The 20122-nt window shown below is 50.7% G+C and carries 14 protein-coding genes; 5 read left to right on the forward strand and 9 right to left on the reverse strand.

The features are described 5' to 3' along the window. Nucleotides 1-30: 30 nt before the first annotated feature. Nucleotides 31-1014, reverse strand: coding sequence for a cysteine synthase A (cysK, locus tag CFLAV_RS24800; RefSeq protein WP_007417617.1), 984 nt, complete (start codon nt 1012-1014; stop codon nt 31-33). A gap of 598 nt (nt 1015-1612) precedes the next feature. On the opposite strand from cysK, the gene CFLAV_RS24805 reads away from it, so the two are divergent. The 3 genes from CFLAV_RS24805 to CFLAV_RS33100 all read left to right on the forward strand — a co-directional run bounded on the left by CFLAV_RS24805 (nt 1613) and on the right by CFLAV_RS33100 (nt 4259). After that, on the forward strand, nt 1613-2137 hold the full coding sequence (locus CFLAV_RS24805) for a preprotein translocase subunit SecD family protein (protein WP_007417620.1): 525 nt from the start codon (nt 1613-1615) through the stop codon (nt 2135-2137). After that, nucleotides 2131-3159 (forward strand): M23 family metallopeptidase, encoded by a 1029-nt coding sequence (locus CFLAV_RS24810; protein ID WP_007417621.1) that lies wholly within the window; start codon nt 2131-2133, stop codon nt 3157-3159. The genes CFLAV_RS24805 and CFLAV_RS24810 overlap by 7 nt, the downstream gene beginning before the upstream one ends. Before the next feature lie 233 nt (nt 3160-3392). Further along, the gene (locus tag CFLAV_RS33100; protein WP_007417622.1) at nt 3393-4259 is read left to right on the forward strand and encodes a prepilin-type N-terminal cleavage/methylation domain-containing protein; all 867 of its coding nucleotides are present in this window, start codon (nt 3393-3395) and stop codon (nt 4257-4259) included. Between the two features lie 151 nt (nt 4260-4410). Here the strand turns inward: CFLAV_RS33100 and CFLAV_RS24820 are convergent, their stop codons facing one another. Next, nucleotides 4411-6012 carry a hypothetical protein gene (locus CFLAV_RS24820; protein ID WP_040550083.1) on the reverse strand — a complete coding sequence of 534 codons (1602 nt, stop codon included), beginning with the start codon at nt 6010-6012 and terminating at the stop codon, nt 4411-4413. A gap of 364 nt (nt 6013-6376) precedes the next feature. Here CFLAV_RS24820 and CFLAV_RS24825 point away from each other — a divergent pair, with 364 nt between their 5' ends. After that, nucleotides 6377-7552, forward strand: coding sequence for a pyridoxal phosphate-dependent aminotransferase (locus tag CFLAV_RS24825; RefSeq protein ID WP_040550106.1), 1176 nt, complete (start codon nt 6377-6379; stop codon nt 7550-7552). A gap of 116 nt (nt 7553-7668) precedes the next feature. Beyond that, on the forward strand, nt 7669-10824 hold the full coding sequence (locus CFLAV_RS24830; protein ID WP_007417625.1) for an FG-GAP repeat domain-containing protein: 3156 nt from the start codon (nt 7669-7671) through the stop codon (nt 10822-10824). A gap of 29 nt (nt 10825-10853) precedes the next feature. Here CFLAV_RS24830 and CFLAV_RS24835 read toward each other — a convergent pair whose 3' ends face one another. The 7 genes from CFLAV_RS24835 to CFLAV_RS24865 form a co-directional block, all read right to left on the reverse strand. Further along, nucleotides 10854-12206 carry a DUF1552 domain-containing protein gene (locus CFLAV_RS24835; RefSeq protein WP_007417626.1) on the reverse strand — a complete coding sequence of 451 codons (1353 nt, stop codon included), beginning with the start codon at nt 12204-12206 and terminating at the stop codon, nt 10854-10856. Nucleotides 12207-12275: 69 nt separating this feature from the next. Further along, the gene (locus CFLAV_RS24840) at nt 12276-14630 is read right to left on the reverse strand and encodes a DUF1592 domain-containing protein (RefSeq protein ID WP_007417627.1); all 2355 of its coding nucleotides are present in this window, start codon (nt 14628-14630) and stop codon (nt 12276-12278) included. 85 nt (nt 14631-14715) lie between these two features. Beyond that, the gene (gene tsaD / locus CFLAV_RS24845) at nt 14716-15741 is read right to left on the reverse strand and encodes a tRNA (adenosine(37)-N6)-threonylcarbamoyltransferase complex transferase subunit TsaD (protein WP_007417628.1); all 1026 of its coding nucleotides are present in this window, start codon (nt 15739-15741) and stop codon (nt 14716-14718) included. 65 nt (nt 15742-15806) lie between these two features. Next, entirely contained in the window at nt 15807-17138 is a 1332-nt protein-coding gene (locus CFLAV_RS24850) for a S41 family peptidase (RefSeq protein ID WP_007417629.1), read from the reverse strand. An 89-nt stretch (nt 17139-17227) separates the two neighbouring features. Continuing rightward, complete coding sequence (gene ispD, locus CFLAV_RS24855) at nt 17228-17911, reverse strand: 2-C-methyl-D-erythritol 4-phosphate cytidylyltransferase (RefSeq protein ID WP_007417630.1); 684 nt, start codon at nt 17909-17911, stop codon at nt 17228-17230. Nucleotides 17912-18000: 89 nt separating this feature from the next. Next, a complete protein-coding gene (locus tag CFLAV_RS24860) occupies nt 18001-18573 on the reverse strand; it encodes a tRNA-(ms[2]io[6]A)-hydroxylase (RefSeq protein WP_007417631.1) in 573 nt (190 codons plus the stop codon). A 46-nt stretch (nt 18574-18619) separates the two neighbouring features. Beyond that, on the reverse strand, nt 18620-20104 hold the full coding sequence (locus CFLAV_RS24865; protein ID WP_007417632.1) for a hypothetical protein: 1485 nt from the start codon (nt 20102-20104) through the stop codon (nt 18620-18622). Between the last annotated feature and the right edge of the window lie 18 nt (nt 20105-20122).

Consider the following 20122-nt stretch of genomic DNA (forward strand, 5'->3'; position numbering starts at 1 on the left):
TGCAACAAGTTGCACCTGAAAAACTGTGGCTTAGCCGCCTACTTCAGCCTTGGCCTCTGCCGCCAATGGAGTACTGAGATAACGTTCCCCAGTGGAACAGGCTATGGTGACAATCATCTTACCCTTGTTAGCTGGCCGCTTGGCAACTTCCAGGGCCGCTATAACATTGGCTCCGGTGGAGATTCCAACCAGCAATCCTTCTTCCTTCGCCAACCGGCGCGCCATGGCGAAAGCATCATCATTGGTTACTTGAATGCATTCCACGATTTGTGCATTTCCTTTGCTGTCCTTTAAATGCAGGTTCTTGGGAATAAATCCGGCGCCTGTGCCCTGAATCTTATGCGGTCCAGGCTTCAGTGGTTGGCCAGCCAACGCCTGCGAAATCACGGGCGAATCCTTGGGCTCCACCGCAATCGCCTGGAATGAAGTCTTACGAGGTTTGATCACTTCCACGCAACCTGTGATAGTGCCACCAGTTCCAACCGCTGAAATGAGAATGTCGACCTTCCCATCCGTATCTGCCCAAATTTCCTCGGCGGTCGTCTTTTTGTGGATTTCAGGATTGGCAGGGTTATCGAATTGCTGCGGGATCCATGAGTTTGGCGTCTCTTTGGCCAACTGTTCAGCCTTGGCAATTGCCCCCTTCATTCCTTCGGTGCCGGGTGTGAGGACCAGCTTGGCCCCCAACATCGCCAGCAAGGTGCGACGCTCGAGGGACATCGTTTCCGGCATCGTCAGGATTATCTTATAACCCTTGGCAGCGGCCACGAACGCCAGGGCTATGCCGGTATTGCCGCTGGTTGGCTCAATGATCACGGTATCTTTTTTCAAGACGCCGCGTTTTTCTGCATCTTCAATCATTGCCATGCCGATTCGGTCTTTGACACTGCCCAGGGGATTAAAAAATTCGCACTTCAACAAGATCGTGGCATCAATGCCTGCAGTAACCTTATTAAGCTTTACCAGTGGAGTACGTCCGACAGTTTCAATGATATTGTTGTATATGCGTCCCATAAAAAAATTACCTTGAGGTTAACCAGTGCCTAACCATTTAAATTGAATGAGTAGTAATGTTCTTCAAATGCAAACTGAGGGCAAGCATTTTCTCAAGCTTATCATTTGCTAGCTGGTTCAATCGCAAGCACATGATCGCGCTCCGAAATCCCATTTACTCCCGCAGCCTGTCTAAACTTTACACAGAATAATCTCTTACGAAATCTAACCCGCGCCAGCAAGATTGGATTCAAAACCATTTTGTTCATCACTGAGCCGTGTCGAACCGCACGTCCGAAGATTGTTCATCTGACACTCCTCCCTCATGTTCCTGGTAAACCACCAAAACAAAACTGCCAGCTTGAATAAGTTCCCGGCCGGACTGTCTGAGAGTGCGATGATCTATGGGCTCATAAACCAAAAAACCGCCCTTGCGGGCGGTTGGCTAAAAAAGATTCAGCTTAGGCCTTTTTGGCGGGCTTGGCTTTGGTTTTGGCGTTAATCGCATCGTTCTTGCGTTTGTTGCGAGCCAATCTACGTTTCTTTTTTTCAGCTTTATTGTGTTGTTTACCCATAAGAGTCTTTACATTACCAACGCAGTTCGGTTGTTTAGTGAACTATGATGACTAAATGGGCCCGATTCAATATCTATTTACTGAGCACTGCTGCTCTCCTGCTGATCTGCGGCTGCCAGAGCCCCGATAAAGCAAGGAAGAAACAGGTCACGCAAATTTCCTTCCACCTGGAAACCAACCAGGATGGAACCGATCACAATGAAAGCGTGCCCGTCTACCGCGAAAATCCTATTTACGTAAATGTGGAAAAAAAAGCCTTCATCGACGAAGGGAGCATCGACCAGGCCAAACTCGTGGATGACATGGGTGGGTTTTCCATTCAACTCAAATTGAATTGGGAGGGAACTCAACTCCTTCAAGGAGTCAGCACCGGTAATCGGGGTAAACGGGTCGCCATCCTGGCGGTTTTCGGTAAGAGCCCTCGCTGGCTCGGCGCTCCGGTAATGAACAAAAGTATTGCCGATGGTGTTTTTACTTTTACTCCAGATGCGTCTCGTGAAGAAGCTGAACGCATCGTGCGCGGCCTGAATAATCTTTCCCAAGCCATCAAAAAGGATGAGTCATGGTAGGCTCAATTTCTGTTCCTCTAAAACGCAATCTTGCGCTGCTATTGATTGCCGTTTGTGGATTACGCGCACAGGCAGAACTGTTTCAACTGCCCACGACCAACCGGGCTCTTTTCGAAAAGGGTGGCGAGGAAAGGTTTTTTGTCGGTACGGTCGGCAAAACCTGGACGAGTGGCACCTTCGGCTGCGTTCGTTCCGATGGTTTTCAAATGCACGAGGGCCTGGACATTCGCTGCCTTCAACGGGATAGGCGTGGTGAACCGATTGATCCGGTTAACGCCACTGCCGATGGTACGGTCGCCTACATTAACAAAAAGCCGTCCCTCTCAAATTACGGTAATTACATCATTTTAAAGCATCAGGTTGAAGGCATGGAAATCTACTCCGTCTATGCTCATCTCCATTCCATTCGCGAGGGACTGAATGTCGGTCAGGCCGTGAAGGCTGGCGAAAATATTGCCGTCATGGGCCGCACCGCCAACACTCACGAGGGCATTTCCAAAGATCGTGCGCATGTGCACTATGAACTGAATGTCCTGCTGAACGATCGTTATGCCGAATGGCACAGGAAAAACTTACCGGGCCAGCGAAATGACCATGGAAACTGGAACGGCCAGAATCTAAATGGCATCGACCCTCGTTTGATTCTGCTGGCGCAGCAACAGGAGGGAAAGAATTTCAGCCTGGTTCACTTTATACAATCTGAGACGGAGCTTTGCCGGGTATTCGTGCGCAATGCCAATTTTCAATACTTGAAACGTTATGCCCCCCTGATCACCCACAATCCCACCGCTGAGAAGCTGGGCATTGTAGGTTACGAAATGGCGTTGGACTACAACGGCGTTCCGATCAATTTAATCCCCCGCTCCACTTCCGAAATAAAAGGGAATGGCAGATTCCTCCTCCTATCTGTAAATGAGGCTGAACAGAAAAAAAATCCTGCGCGGCACCTCGTCGTCAAGAAGGGAAGTCGTTGGGAGCTGACCACCCATGGTGAAAACTTGCTGGATCTCCTCACATTTTAATAATAGGCACACCATTATCCTGCAGTCGGGCTGATCATTTGCCGTCTTAATCATTTGAATTTGAATTACCTCGATCTGGCAATCATTAATGCTCAGGGAGATGGTCGGGTTCCCGGTTCTGGCTGAGTGCTAAAAATCTACACGGGAATTTCAGCCCACTAATTTACAGTGGCAAAACCACCTCCTTTTGCTATTGTGCATTGTTCCTTTGCATTACGCGTCACAAAACGCCCATGAGCCTGGCACTCTTATTTCCTCGATCTGTGGTTAATTCAGAAACGCGACCACATACTTCGCGGCTCGGGGCGGGATTCACTTTAATCGAACTCCTCGTAGTCATCGCCATTATCGCCCTGTTGGCTGGTTTGCTTCTTCCGGCATTGAGCCGTGCAAAATCTCAGGGTGCGAGCGCTTCCTGTATGAATAACCTGAAGCAAATGGAGGTTTGTTTTCATCTTTACACCTTGGATTTCTCGGACACGATGCCGCCAAATAACTTCGTTTATGACATTCTTTCAGGCCAACCGATAGACAGTGGTATCTCCTGGTGCACCAACCTTGCTCCATTCGATACCAATCTGGCGGGGATCGAAAATGGGATGCTTTACCAATATAACCGTTCAGCGGCCATTTATCATTGTCCCGCCGACAAATCACTGGTGAGGACTCCCGGCGGTACCACGTTGGGTCAACAACGCCTCAGAAGCTATAACATGAGCCAGTCCATCAATGGATACCCCGATTATGATCCACTCATGGCTCAACAGACGCTTAGTTATAAAAAATACACAGATATCAAGGACCCGCCTACAAGCGGATTAATGGTATTTATTGATGTGCACGAGGATGAAATTGTCGACACATTGTTCGGCATTCCAATCCAGTCTGACACTTGGTTCCACAACATGTGGTGGGATCTTCCCGCCAACCGCCACAACCAGGGATGCAACCTTTCCTTCGCAGATGGCCATGTCGAGCACTGGAAATGGCGGGTGCCTAAAACTGTGACTGTAACCGGCAACGCAGCACAACCAGTCGCAGCCGGCGAACTTCCGGATTATCGACGCGTCGAATCTGTCGTCCGACAAGCTGCACAATAAGCCTCTCGCCATGATGGCCAATTTCGCTAACGTTTGATTTGCCTACGTGAGCAAACATCTGCGTGTGCGAATCGAGAAACAGGACATCTTTCTTAAAAATAAAAAAGCGACACCCGTTCCTGGATGTCGCTTATGAAGACTGTGAATCAGATTACCGCTTGATGCGGTAGAACTCGATGGCACCGCTCACTGGAGTGGTGGCCTGGAAAAGACCGGTACCTTGTCGCACGATGCTTGCTCCTATCACGTCGGCGAAAGGACCCGTCACAGCCGCCGCGCTCTGCAAGGTAAAAGCAGTCGCCGAATCGCTGACAGTATCAGTGAAGTTGATCACTGCATTGCCACCCGAAATGCTAATGCCTGTCAGATGTGGCGGCCCGGTCACCTGGATGAAGTTGAGAGCCTTGGTAGTTGCTTGATTGGCGCCTGGTGGCGAATACGCGCGCCATAAACTTGCTGTATTATCCAAGTCATAAAGGTTGCCCACTGCATCCCAGGCTACATCGGTATGCTCATGGTCGGAGCCAGTATCAATTTTGGCCACCTCAGTTCCGTTGGTCGCATAAAAAACACGGGTATTTGCGTTCGTCCGGGGACCCGTCGTCGTCCCGCGGAAGGCAACTGCAACATACTTACCAGTCGGGTCCACGGCAATTCCGTTGGCGCTTGCCATGGTGTTGTCATTGTTACCTATGGCCCAATCAGCTTTCGTTTCTGCAATTCCGTTATTGGTTGAAGGATTATAAGCAGGAAACCGTAATACACGGGTCGCGGGAGCATCAATATCAGGCTGGTATTGCACAGTATAGATGTTATGGGCTTTATCCACTGCCACATCATAGGGGTTTAGGCTTAAATCGTCACCCAAGCCCACGACACTGACTCCCGGATCATTGGTGAGACAAGTCCCATCCAGACCGACGGTATATTTAAGGATACCAAGCGATCCGAAAGAACTAGTATCAGCCATCCAGATTTCGGTGTTTGTCCCGCTGCCATAGATTGCCGGACCGCTCATGTTCACGTTCCCATCATTTCCCCAGTTGTCGTTGCGTAGTACGTAAAGCAACGAACTGGCTGACAAAGTTGGGTCCCAGCGATAAATCTCACCGTCGCCAGCCCAATCATTGATATAAACGAAGTCATCATCCGAGACTTCAATTTTCCAGGGACTATAAAACCCTCCCGACCAACCATGACCACCGGTGGTAAATTGGCCTTCCTCAGCGGGGCTCCCGTCGGCATTTAATTTTTGAATGCCAACTACATCACCTGGATTGGTCGCCGCATTAGGCCCCGTTTGGCTGTTGCCGACAAAAACACGGCCATAATAAGGACTGGTCGGGTTCTTATCGACTGCGATTCCTGTCGGGGTGTTGACATAATTTCCGGCATTGGTATCGCTGGAAATCTGTGTCCAATTGGTGTAGCCAATGGCTGCCGGAGTGATGCTGACTGAAAAAGTTCCGCCCGGAGCATTTTGGCTGGTGTTATCCTTGCCGTCCCACGAAATGTTATTCACCCCCTTCAAAGTACCGGCGTTTCCAGAGGCAATGGTAAAAGTCCGGACGACGCTCGTGCCGGAGAGAACCTGAACAGTGGTGCCAGCGGTCGCAGGCTCGTTCAAAATGTAACTGATGTTCACACTCGCACCGGATGCTGCCACGATATTGGTGGTGCCGTTGTTGAGCTTGATGTTGGTAGCGTAAACATTCGCACGTGCTTCTGGCGAAAGAATTAGAAGGCCGGCCAAGGCAATAGCTGTCCCCCCAATTATTGATCGGTTTGATAGGTGTCGTTTAAAGTTCATACAAGCTTTCTCTCAGGGCTCCTAATTCGATATTTCAGAGCCTTTGGCTCCATAGCAGCGCACAGTCCATCAGATTCAGCGTTAAAAAGCAATTTTTGATTCATCATTTCCGCCGATGCTGTTCGCCTAATTGACGTAAAGCCTGCTAAATGGGTTACATCGACTGATGAATCAAGGCAGATTTCGCTCGAGAATCGAAAAGCACATTGAATTCGAGCAAATGCTTTCGTCCACTTTTTACCTCCGAAAACACCGGAATTCTCACTTGCACTCTCCTGCCCTGCCCGTTATCTCTTTCCAGCTATTTATGAACTATAAAATTTCGCACCGGGCTGCGTCGCTATCCTCCTCCTTGACTTTGGCCATTGATTCCAAGGCCAAACAGATGAAGGCGGATGGCCTGGATGTTGTTGGCTTCGGTGTTGGCGAACCCGATTTTGACACGCCGCGGCACATCAAGGATGCGGCCATCAAGGCCTTGAACGAAGGCTTTACGAAATACACCGCCGCCAGTGGCATCCCTGAACTTCGCCAGGCGATCGCGGACAAGTTCAAGCGGGATAACGGGCTGACCTATAAGCCCTCACAAATCATCGTTTCGTGCGGTGGCAAACACTCCTGCTACAACGTCATAATCGCCACTTGCGAAGAAGGCGACGAGGTTGTCATTCCGGCTCCTTACTGGCTGAGCTATCCTGAAATGGTCAAGTTGGCGGGTGCGAAGCCTGTCATCGTTCAGACTTCGGACAAAACAGAATTTAAAGTAACTCCCGAGCAATTGCGTGCGGCCATCACCCCTCGCACTCGATTGTTCATCCTGAACTCGCCCAGCAATCCCACCGGCTCGCTCTATTCCCGCGATGAAATCAAGGCGCTCGGTGACATCTGTGTCGAGAAGGGTGTGCTCATCATGAGCGACGAAATTTATGAAAAGCTGGTGTACGATGGAGCGGAGCACGTCAGTGTCGCGAGCTTTTCCAAGGCTCATTATGACCATACGATCGTCGTGCACGGATTTGCCAAGGCCTATTCAATGACCGGCTGGCGTCTCGGTTATCTTGCCGCGCCGGAACCGATAGCGAAGGCCATTGATGCCATTCAGAGCCATAGCACCAGCAATCCAACATCCTTCGCCCAAAAAGGTGCGGTGGAAGCGTTGAATGGACCGCAGGACCATTTGAAAACCTGGCTGGAGGAATATGCCAAACGCCGCATGTTCGCCTATCAGAAATTGAATTCCATTCCCGGTATCAGTTGTGTGAATGCCAAGGGCGCTTTTTACCTGTTCCCAAACATCTCCAAGCTTGGCCTGAATTCCACTGATTTTTGCGCGAAATTGCTCGAGCAGGAGAAGGTGGCGGCCGTGCCCGGCATTGCATTTGGCACGGATGAATACATCCGCATCAGCTACGCCACCAGCATGGCCAACCTGGAAAAAGGCCTCGAAAGAATCGAGAGATTCGCCAAGACGTTGAAGAAGTAATTTAATCGCAGTTGTTTACGCGTGACCCGGTTTCCCGACCAGGTCACGCGATTTTTTTATTCCAGGCGCTTTCTTATTGTTGGTACGAGCGCTGCTTGTGGTAGGCTCATAAGCTTATGCAAGCAGTGATTAATCGTATCCAGATGCATTTTGCTGTCGTAATGTGCGCCGTTTTCTGCCTGGCACAAAATGCATCGGCTACGTTGCTTTCCTCCTTCCAGGCGGGCGATGGTGACTGGCAGCTGGGCACGCTCACGGTCGGAAATGTTGACGGAACTCCTGATTTGGAAATCATTGTTCCTTACCGCAATTCCAACGGTCAGTGGCTCCTGGATGCTTTTAAATGGGATGGCACTCGTTTAGCCGGCTTCCCTTGGTCTGATGGCAAAAACAGCGTCATGAATACTTCTCCGACGCTTTATGATCTGGATGACGACGGCAAGAATGAAATCATCTTCACCTGCGGCACGAACATCATCGCGATGCGTGGCAACGGAACCATCATCTGGTCGAACTCGGTTAACAGATTAAACTACATTCCCACCGGCGGATTCCAGGTGGTGACGAATGGCTTCTACTGGTCTGCGACTGGTTCGTGGATTTCCAATCTGCCCACCAATTCAGTTTTCTATTCAGAAGTTTCGCCACCCATCATCGCGGATGTCGAAGGCAAGGGCGTAAAGGAAGTCATCACCGCGTGGAAAATCGATCCCGACAGCGGTAGCGGCAACCAGGATTTCAATCCTTTCATCAACGACATTTGGGGTTCCGGCGAATGGGGCACCATGGGTGAATCCTGGTCCGGTGGTGTGGTATTCCATAATGCCGCGACAGGAGCCAAGCGCTTCGTCTATCACATTCATCAATTGGTTGAGTCAGGAATCGGCCTTGGTCACGCCGATTCGAACAAGCCCCTGGAAGTCTATGCATTGAACGACAGCGACAGCGTGGTCTGTTTTGACAAAACCCAACCGCACGGTCTTTACGGCAAAGGCATGTTGCACGGACAATTTGGCAAAAACCAGCAACTCATTTCCGGCTCCTATCAACAGGGCGTGGACGTTTATCCCGTCGACCTCGATGGTGACGGCTTGGCGGAGGTATTGGTGCCCATGTCGCAATTCAACCCTTTCCATCAACCCGGAGATACGATCCTTGACGATGACGGCACCATCCTCTGGCGCAAGTGGAAGCAGAGCGTCAACTATACCAACAATCATGGCTGGCTTAACAGCGCGTGCATGATTCCCGTCAATCCCGACCACGATAACCATATCGACGTCCTCACGTTCAGCCATGGCCACGGTATCTCCTTCCGTTACTGGAATGGCATTGAGCTGGTGGACCGTCCCGGCTGGCCGAAAGATTTTTCCCCGTTGCTGCCTACACCACCTGTCGTTGGTGACGTGGATGGTGATGGACAGCAGGAAATTATTATTGGGACTTACGATCCAACCGCTGTTCCTTCCACCGGAAACCTCCACGTGTTCGCTCTCGATGGCACTGAAAAGCAACGCATCGCCATTCCCGGTGGCGTGAAACACATCCCCTCACTCGCTGATGTAAACAATGACGGCTCATTGGATGTGATCTTCCGCTCCACCCTTGGCAAAATCTATGTCTATAACTTCGGCGCAACAAATGCCACGAATGTTTCCTGGGCCACACATCGCGGCAATCCACAACACGACGGGAATTATCAACTCTCTTTATTCCCGCCCGGAACACCGATGATCAGCAGTAAGAAATCGGGTTATAAAAAAGCGCTTTTCAATTGGAAGGCACCCGCTGGTTATTCGCCCACGAGCTATCGCATTTATCGCGCTGAGCAGGCCGGCGGTCCGTTCACCAACATCGTCACCCTGCCCGCCAGCGTTACCAGCTATACCGATTCGGCTCTGAAACCGGGCTGGCAATACTTCTACGAAGTAGCCGCGGTTTACAGCACTGGAGAAGTTCACTCCTCACCGTTCGCCATACTTGCCTTTCTCAATAACAACCTCATTGCCAACGCTGGCTTCGAAGAGAATGACAACAGTCATTGGGATAAATGGTACACAGGCGATCTCGATTGGACCAACATGATTGGAAACACCAACATTGTTTACCAGGGCAAACAGTCCATGGAGATTCAGCTGATCAATCGGGGCAACAACAGCAGCATTAGCCAGTTTGACCAATATGGAATTCCTGACGGCACGATTCCGGTCACACCGGGTGGACTTTACAGTTTTGGGGCATGGTTCAAGAGCGTCGGCATATCTCAACCCTCGGAGCACTGGGTGGAATGGGGCTCCACTCCGACGGCACAGAATGCCAATGCCCGCCCCAGCCTGCCTTTCCCAAATTATTTCACGCCACATTTTGTCATCGGCACGAATGCCACCAGTTGGGTCTACGCGAATCGAACCTTCATACTTCCAGCCGGATTCCCGAATCTGGAATTGCGTCACCGTTATACCATCACCGGCACTGGCAGTGGCTCGATGTTTATCGACAACGTCTTCCTGCGGCAACTGCCTGCGCCGAACAGCACCGCCTGGACAGACATGGTTCCTTTCGGATCGATCTGGCGTTACTACACCACCACACCTCCAGCCAATTGGTATGCGACCAATTTCAATGACAGCACTTGGGCGCAGGGAGCGGCGAAGCTCGGAGCCGGCAGTGGCCCGACCAATATTGTCACCACCTTGCCCGGTCTAAAACCCGCCTATTATTTTCGCAAAACGTTCAATCTCGCGAATACAAACCTGGAAGAGTTTCTCCTTTCCGCCACCTGCACCGACAACGGCTCTGGTCCATCCCTGCAGCTATATCTCAATGGACGCCAAATCCCAACCACGGATATCAATTGCGTTTCAGGCCAGGGCAATCAAACGCTCTACTATGACCTGGCCCCGTATATCGATTATCTTAAAACGGGCGCGAACACGATTGCAGTCATTTTAAATAATACCTATTCGAGTTGGGATGATGTAAGCTTTGATATTGATCTCAAGGTCATTGCCGCGCCTTTGCTTAACGTCACACCGCCCCGAATCAGTTCTGTGATTCCGGACGCAGGAGGTGTAACCCTGAATATTTCAACTCCCTCAAACGGCGTCTGGGTGGTGCAATCTGCCGATACTTTCTCAACCACGCCTCTCTGGCAATTGGTCGGCGCCGTTACCAACATCAGCAACACATTCCAGATACGTGATACCGGCCAAAATGGCCGGGTTCCTCCAGGGAATGTTTCGACACGTTATTACCGTGTAATCGCATTCTAAGCGATGCACGCCAGTCAGGTTGAAAATTATCAGGAGAGCTGGACCAGCTTGCCGTTGCTATCACCAATTTTTTCGGCGTGGACTCCCATGCGATCCAGCATCGAGACATAAAGATTGTTGAGCGGAGTATATTGGTCGACCTTCACATGGCGGCCGGTCTTTATCGTTCCCCCACCCTTGCCCATCATTAAAATCGGCAGATCATAATGGGCATGTTGATTTCCATCCGCAATCCCGCCGCCGTAAACAATCATGCAATTATCAAGCAGCGAGCCATCGCCTTCCGGAGTTGACTTCAACTTCTCGATGAATTTTGCAAATTGCGCCATGTGATAGCGGTTGATTTTTGCAATCTTTCGTATCTTTTCCTCCGAATGATCATGGTGCGAAAGCTCGTGATGCCCCTCGGTAATGCCGATTTGCGGATAACTATTATTGCTGCCATCATGCGCCACCAAATACGTGGCAACGCGGGTCGTATCGGTTTGAAAAGCCAACGCCAGCAAATCGAACATCAACTGCGAATGTTCTTCGAAATCCTTTGGAATTCCGATCGGCCGCTTAAAGTCGGGCAGCGCAGCCACATCTTTCTCCGCTCCTTCAATCCGCTGCTCCAACTCGCGAATCGCAACCATGTATTCGTCCAGTTTGTGGCGGTCCGTGTAGCCAAGGTTACGCTTGAGCTGTTTGGCATCATCCAGAACAAAATCAAGAATGCTCTTTTGATATCGACTTCTCAAGACCCGGCTCTCTTCAGATTCACCTTGATAGCCATTCGAGAACAAACGCTCGAAAACCAGTCGCGGATCCACTTCGGGTGGCATGGGGGTTGATTCCGTTTTCCAAGATATGTTGTACTGATAAGCGCAACTGTAACCTGAATCGCAATTGCCTGAGGTTTGTCCGCGATCAAGCCCGAGCTCCAGGGAGGCCAACCTCGTTCCACGTCCTACTTTTTCAGCTGCAATTTGGTCTGCAGAGATGCCTACCTTAATATCGGCACCACCTGTTTTCTTCGGATGACATCCTGTTAGAAAACTCGCCGAGGCACGCGCATGATCTCCGGCGCCATCACCCAGGGCTTCGCCATTGTGTTGCGCCAACCCGCTGAGTACCAGCATATCCTTCTGAAAAGGCTTCAGAGGTTCCAAGGTGGCAGGCAGGTCGAAATCGCTTCCAATGGCACTCGGTGTCCAATCCGCCATGTTCATGCCGTTGGGAACGTAGACGAATGCCATGCGCTTGGGCAAAGCCCGGCCATCAGCTGAAACCGCACCCAGCGCCTTGGCGGCCGGTGCCATTGATTCAAGCAGCGGTAAAGCGATTACTGTTCCCAGCCCCCTCAGGAACCTGCGACGTGGAATATGCCAGCGGTTGCTCATAATCTAATTTCCGGTATTCTGACGAAGTTAGCCTTTAAAAGCTTCATTTACAAGTGTCTTGGTCGGGTCTCAATTGCCCTTTGCCTCTTTCCCACCGCTCTCGGCCACTTTATCCTCTTCGCCCCGACTCATTCGAAACGGTGAGCTTTTCACAACTGAAAGTACCAAACTCGAAAACTTGAAATCATTTTTAGCTAGTGTTTTGGTAATTTCGTCCACCGCGCACTTATCATAAAACTCCATTCCACGTCCCAGTGCATAGGTCAGCATCTTCTCGGAAAGGCAATGAACGAAAGCGTCCCGCTTGTCTTTCAGCAGAATCCTTTTCAAGTCCTGAACTCCCTGGAAAGACTCGCCGGTGACCAATTTGCCAGTGGTATCAAGGTCGAAGGTTCCCTCCTTCGTGCGCCAAGCTCCAATGGCATCGAAATTCTCAAACCCGAAACCAATCGGGTCCATGCGCGCATGGCAACTGGCGCACATTGGGTCCGCCCGATGTTGCTCCATCCGCTGCCGCATGGTTCCCGAGGCAACCACCTTTTTATCATTGCTCAAAGCCGGCACATTTGGCGGGGGCGGTGGCGGTGGGGCACCCAAAATGGTTTCCAATACCCACTTGCCGCGTTTTACGGGTGAGGTGCGTGTCGGATTCGACGTCACGGTGAGCACACTTGCCTGTGTCAGCAATCCACCACGTTCATGGTTTTTAAACGTCACCCGCCTAAACTCATCACCGCTTACGCCAGGAATTCCATATAGCTTCGCGAGCGGTTCGTTAAGGAATGTATAATCTGAATCGATAAATTCCAGGATGCTGCGGTCGTGTTCCATCACATAACCGAAGTAAAGCTCCGTTTCCTTTTCCATGGCGGAGCGAAGCTTGTCAGTAAACTGAGGAAACACTTCCGGGTCCGGCGTGACCGCTGCCAGATTCCTAATCTGCAACCATTGGTCTGCAAAGTTCTTCACCAGTTCACCGGCTTTGGGATCCTTCAACATGCGCGTAACTTGAGCGTCCAGATTACCATGCAATTTCCCCCGCTCTGCCAGTTTGAACAATTCGTCATCCGGCATGCTGCTCCAAAGGAAGTAGGATAGACGGGTCGCCAGGGCGAATTCATCGATCGGGTGAATTGAATGCGAGTTATTGGGATTCGGTTTCGATTCGCCCCGAAATAGAAAATGCGGCGACACCAAAACTGCCTGCAACGCAACTTTCACGCTCGTTTCAAAACTTTCTCCATCCTTCTGCGCCATTTTGAAAAACTGGAACAGCCGATCAAATTCTGCCGTGCTGAGTGGACGTCGGTACGCTCTTTTGGCAAAACGCTCAATAATTTTTTGTGCCACCTGATTCGTACTATGGGTCGAAGGCTGTTCGGTAAATATACGTTTATGAGATTCCGGCAGCGGTTCCAGTTCCAGTGGTCCAACCACATCGATATACCTGACCATCAGATTGCGATCGCGCTTTGCAGGGTCGGGATTTTTCTCATCGTAATAATCGTTGATGAAAGCGGCGGCAATTTTTTTGCCACCGCTGCCATTTACATCAAATTCTATTTCGTAAACTTTTGGATCATCCTTTGGTGCCTTGACTTCGAGTGTTCTCAAAACTTTATCGTCCAGACGAACTTCCATTTTAGGCAGGTCAGGCCCGGCTTGCTGTCCGGCAGCCTTCACTCGCAGAATGTATTTTCCTGCCTTCGAAAACAGATTGGTCGCATAAACCTCCCCGTCTCCGGATAACATTTTTGCTCCGTGCTCCAACTCGTCAACGTGCAACGATCCTTTCAGCCTGTCCCCTTTGAAATGATTGGTAGGGCCTCCAACGAGGCGTGTGGTAACTATCGCAGCATCCAGTATCTTTTCAGCCGCCACGAAATACTTTTCCATCAACATGGGGGAGAGTGAAAGAACATCACCGATGTTATCGAATCCGTATCCAACGTCATCGACTGGAAAATCATCTGCCGGTTGGAAATCCACCCCTACAAGATCACGAATGGTGTTGTTGTACTCTGTGCGATTGAGACGTCGCATCGTGACTCGTCCAGGATCGGGCTGGTTACAGTCGCATCCCAGCACCTCGGCCTCGATCCAATGGCTGATAATCTCCCGCTCCTCTGAACTTGGCTGAGGCTTGCTCTCCGGTGGCATCTCATGCGCCTGAAGATTATGCAATACTTTTTCAAAAACGTCCCGGTCTTTCTTTACCAGAGCATCATTGGTATATATTCGTAGATCCAGATCGCCCTTCTTTTTTTCGCCATGGCATCCAAAACAATACTGGCTAAGCAATGGTTTGACATTCTTTTCGAAAGTCACTTTGGGATTGCTTGAGGAATCCAAGCGCGCCGCCGCCGGGGAACTTTGGAGTCCCCAGAACAAGCACAAGACCAGGATGAAGGCGCGTATCATCATTGCTTTATCTTTTGCTAAATCTATTGGACGCTGCTGTCCAATATTTATTTAGATTTTCCTGTCCAGTAAATTGATGACAAGAAACTTAAGCAAGCGCCCATCCGGGCATTATTTCGGAATCCAGGGAGGTGGGCGTTGAACTGTGAAGCAGCTTGCGTTCAGCCAAAACACCAATCATGGCGGCATTATCGGTGCAAAGCGACTTCTCAGCGAGTCGCAAGGTCAGGTGCTTCCGCTTGCAGGCAGTTTCCAAGGCGCTCCGTAGCGCGCGGTTGCAGGTCACGCCTCCCGAAGCAGTGACGCACTTGACCTGAAGGCGATTTGCAGCCCGCACTGTTTTCGTAACCAGCACCTCCACAATCGCCTCCTGAACGCTGGCACAGAGGTCTTGCAGCTTTTGGAGGCTGTCGAGGACGGCTGGATTATCGCGGATGAAGTAGCGAACCGAAGTCTTCAATCCACTGAAACTGAAGTCGTCACTAGCATCCCTCAACATAGGCCTGGGAAAGTCATAAGCTTTCGGATTCCCCGCGCTCGCCAACCGATCGATTTCAGGTCCACCAGGGTAAGGCAGGCCAATCAGCTTGGCGACCTTATCGAAGCATTCACCAGCCGCATCATCAATGGTTGAGCCCAGCACATGATGTTTCAACTCAGATTCGACATGAATCAGCATCGTATGCCCGCCACTAACGATGAGGGAGATGTTGGGCTGGAACGAGTCGAAATCCGCGACCGGCGGACTGCCGGTTATCCAAGGGGAATAAAGGTGGGCTTCGTGATGGTTGATGCCAAAAAACGGCTTGTTCAATGCGAAGGCCATGCCCTGCGCCGCCTTTAATCCCACCACCAGGGCGCCTGGAAGACCGGGCCCCTGCGTCGCCGCTATGGCATCCACCTGATCGCTTTGCACCTCAGCAGCCGTCATGGCAGCATTGGCGACCGGGATAAGATTCGCCAAATGTTCGCGCGCAGCCAGTTCCGGCACCACACCGCCGTATTCCGCGTGCAACTTTATTTGTGAAGAAACGATGGTGGAAAGGACCTTGCCGTTCCGAATTATCGCAACGCTTGTTTCGTCGCAGGAAGTCTCAACGGCAAGCAGTATCATGAAGCGATTAATGCACCAAGGGCGGAGGGCACCAAAAATCTTTCGCTCTGCCCCTGATGAAATACTTATTTAGTGGAAGCAACCTTCTCAGGCTTGCCGGCCATCTTTTGGTTGTCCTGACTGCGGTGGGTATAGATCAAAATGCCACGCAGCAAATCCCTGCCTCGATCGAGTTGGATATCGTGGGCATTGAGAATCTTTTGACGATCCTTCTCCTCCAGGGTTTCAATACCCGGACGGCGCTTTAGATACACCATGGCTTCTTCTTCATCGGTCATAGGCACCGGGCAATCCGGAGTAATGCCTTCGCCATGAATTACCTTGTGGCTGGGAGTATAATACTTGGCCGTGGTGAGACGCAGTGCTGAACCATCCTGCAATGGCAGGATGCTTTGCACCGAACCTTTACCAAAAGTCTTCTCGCCCATGATTTGAGCACGGTGTAAATCCTGCAAGCAGCCAGCCACGATCTCTGAAGCACTGGCGCTGTTTACATTCACGAGAATCACGATCGGCATGCCGCTCAGTTCATCTCCTCTGCCGTTGGCACGGCGGACTGAGTTTTGAGACGAATTTTGGCCTTCAGTAGAAACGACCAGTTGACCTCGTGGCAGGAATTTTTCACAGACTTCCACCGCCTGGTCCAACAAACCACCGGGATTCCAGCGTAAATCGATAACAAGTCCCTGCATTCCCTGAGCCTTGAGCTTTTTCAAAGCTTTTTCCAGCTCATCGCTGGTCTTTTCACCAAATTGAACGAGGCGGACATATCCAATCTTGTCTTCGCCCAGAGGAAATTCCTTCTTGTTGTTGATATCCTTCACCATGTCCACCTTAATGATGGAACGGGTCAACTTAAGATCTTTTACCTGACCATTGGAGGGGCGAAGAATAGTCACATTCACATCGGTTCCAGGTTCCCCACGCAAATGTTGCACGGCATCGTTAAGACCGAGCTTGTCGGCGCTCTTCCCGTCGATTTTGATGATGCGATCCCCAGACAGAATGCCGGCTTTAAAACCGGGAGAATCCTCCATTGGTGCCAGGACAGTCACGAAGTTGTCCTTCATCTCAATCATTATGCCAAGCCCGCCAAAAGCTCCTTGAGTATCCTTTTGCAACTCGTCGTATTTGATCGGTTCCATGAACTCGCTGTGAGGGTCCAAGGTGTTGATCATGCCTTTCAACGCACCATAGACCAGCTCCTGGTAGGTCAATTTCTTGCCATCCACATAATCCTTGCGGACCTTCTCCATGACGTAGGAGAAGAGTTCCAGGCTCGGATAAGCGGAATCTTTTTCAGCGGCTTGAGCGGACCGAAAATAGACGCGCGCGCCAACAAGGACGTTAGCTACGAGCAGAATGGCCAAAAGGCCGTAAATGATGCGTCTTTTCATAGGAACCTGATATTAGTCTCGCAGACATTAAATGTGGACTGCTGAATTTGCAAGGAGCGGCTTCACCCCCTTTCTGGTGGCAAAACCATTCACTTCCGTTGCCTGAGTAACAGCTCAATGTATGCCAAATCCGCAGGCACAGTGACTTTCGGATTCGGCGCAATGCCGGAAACCAATCTCACGGATTGACCGATGAGTTCACAGGCAGCCGTATCATCAGTGACCTGCAACCCTCGATGCCTGACAGCCGTCAGCGCCCTCCGAATTACTTCCACACGAAAGGTTTGTGGCGTTTGCACGGCCCAGAGCTTTGATCGTTGCAAGGTGCGACTCACCATTTTGCCGTCTTCGGATTCCTTGATGGTGTCGGTAACAGGTTGCGCAGCAACTGCCGCGCCCATTTCCCGGGCGGCAGAAATGGTTGCATTAATGAGGTCCGCGCTGGTGCAGGGGCGGGCACCGTCCTGAATTGCGACAATCTCCGAACGTGGCGAAATGGATTCGAGCCCATTCCAAACAGAGTCCTGGCGCTCAGCTCCGCCAATCACTAACCGGTATGGCTTGTTGAGCCCATGTTCTTCAGCCAGTTCGGCAAACGCGCTCTGCATCCCATCGCGCACGACCACGACAATTTCATGAACCGAGTCGGCTTCGACAAACCGTTGCCACGTATGCGCAACAACCGGTCGGCCGGCAACCTCTAAAAACAACTTATCAATGTTCGGCCCCATGCGAGTACCCTTTCCCGCAGCAACAATCACAGCAGAAACCATCTGGCTGATTTACCGAGTTGTACGACCGGAGTCGAGAGGAATGCAACGGGAAGTAGTCAAAACTTAACGATGTAACCAATTGTTAGTCGTCAGTGCAGCATCGGAATGGAATTGGGTTGCCGGATAAGTTTGGCATCCAGATCAAGATAAAAATCCAGTCGCCGGTCAGTTTCCTCTTCGTCTATGGCCTTCGCCATAAGCAAATAAGTTGCGTAATGGTTGCCCTCGGACTCAACCAGGCCGCCATAAAAATCTGCCAGTTCCACGTCAATGGACCTCAATCCCTCAGCCAAAAACTGAAACTTCTCACAGCTTCGTCCTTCAATTAAAGCGAACGAAACCAGATGATCAATGGCCTGATAACGATTGCCGTTCCGCACGGCCCGCATCAAACCAGTGATCCAAGGACTGGGATAAGGCTGGCTGAAAGGGATGCCCCGCTTTTTCAAGAGATTCAAAACGAGTTGGAAATGCTGCAATTCTTCAATCGCGATGGCGTTCAATTCGTCCACCCGGTCATACAGGTCACGATACTTTTCGAGGTTCAAGGCCGAGGTCGCCGCCTTGCGCTCCAAATGAGCGTGGTCGACCAGGATGGCGGGCAAATTAGCCTTCACCATGGGCAACCAATCTGCCGAAACCTTTTCACGAAACAAAAGCATGGGAAATGTTTAACTTCAGTCCCAGGACGTGCAAGGGCTAAAGTGATTAATTAACTTTCTGATGGGCGGCAAGCGCAGCATCGGCATCTTCATCCACCGCCGTTGGCCAAACGGCATCTTTTCCCAACCACAAATCCTTACCACCACCAACACCACCATCATCTCTTCCATCCTCACCTACGGAATAAAGCACGCAGTGGCCATCGGGACTGAATCGATAACAAACTGGCTTGCCACTCATCGGATCAATGGGCACTTCGGAAAGGATTCCTGGAGTGAGTAACTTCAATTCATTTGGCCATGCACCATGGCCAAGTTGATAACGCTTGAGGGCAATGGCTGTGATCGTCAGACGACGTAACGTTTCCGCGTGGACAACGAGCTCCATCGCCCGGGAATAGTTTGGGTTCGCCAATTCACTAAAGCGGTAGCGGTGAAATTTATCCCTGGCAAAAGTCTTGTCTGTTTCATGGACCTGATTGGTGACAATCACTTTTACTGTTGGCCAAGGAACGCTGGACTTCAACATTCTCGCGGAATCCAGGACGTTTTGCATGCTCTTCAGATAAAACAGACCATCGTCATCCGAACTGGTCATTTTATACAAAGGAAAGACTATGTGATCATCCCAAACCTCGCTCCAGTCGATTGGGGCAGGAGGAACATTGGAGCCCGCAACTGTCGAGAAGGCAAATAATCTCCTTACATTCGCGCCACTGTAGGTTTGCAGCATTGTCAGCATTTCATAACCGTAGGCTCGCTCTCCTAAAAAGCCCTTTTCCAGGGCGGCAAAGAGATCAATTTCCTGCCACTCCCGCTGCAAACGTGAAAGCATCTCCTCATTCAGATCAGGGGATTGCATAAGTTCCCAGGTCGCGAACAATCCTAAATTCGCGATGGCATTACGCATCATTTGAACTGGAAGTGTCGGTTCGTCTTTGTTGAGGCTTATAAGTGCAATAATTTCCTCAACGTCTTCCAGGGCTGCAGCCGGGTGTCCGTGATGAAGATTTTCCATCTCATCCGCCAGAAAACTCTGAGCAACATGACGTTCCAACGGAATATTGAGTTTGGGCGTATTAAGAAAATTGGTGTGGGGACCAAGGTCTGGCGAAGGATTTTTCAAAGCCCGCCTAAATAATTCCAGGTTCGTTGCCTGTTGCTTGTTCTGTTCTTCAAGTGCCTTCCATGTTGCGTCGCTCGAGTTTGCTTTATTGGTAGACATCCCTTCCCAATGCAAATCTCCCTTCCAGCCGATGCGGGCCTTCCCGTCATCGACAAACTTCATTACTTCAGGGACGATGAACGTACCTGCAGCTATATTCGTAGCGAAAAAATTCCTGGATACAATGTGTTCCGGATTGGTTGAGCAAACCGGGAACAGTTCCGACCCGGCAAGCTTTTCTCCTTTAATCCTTAGTTCGGCCAGGTATCGACGCAAGGTTGCTTTGGTACTGGTGCGCTGAACGACGAACGCCAGGACGACAAGCATTACCAAAGCCAGCAGAACGTATCCGAATTGTTTTCTCATTCGTATTTTTGCCGTTAT

Source organism: Pedosphaera parvula Ellin514 (assembly GCF_000172555.1).
Classification (GTDB): Bacteria; Verrucomicrobiota; Verrucomicrobiia; order Limisphaerales; family Pedosphaeraceae; genus Pedosphaera.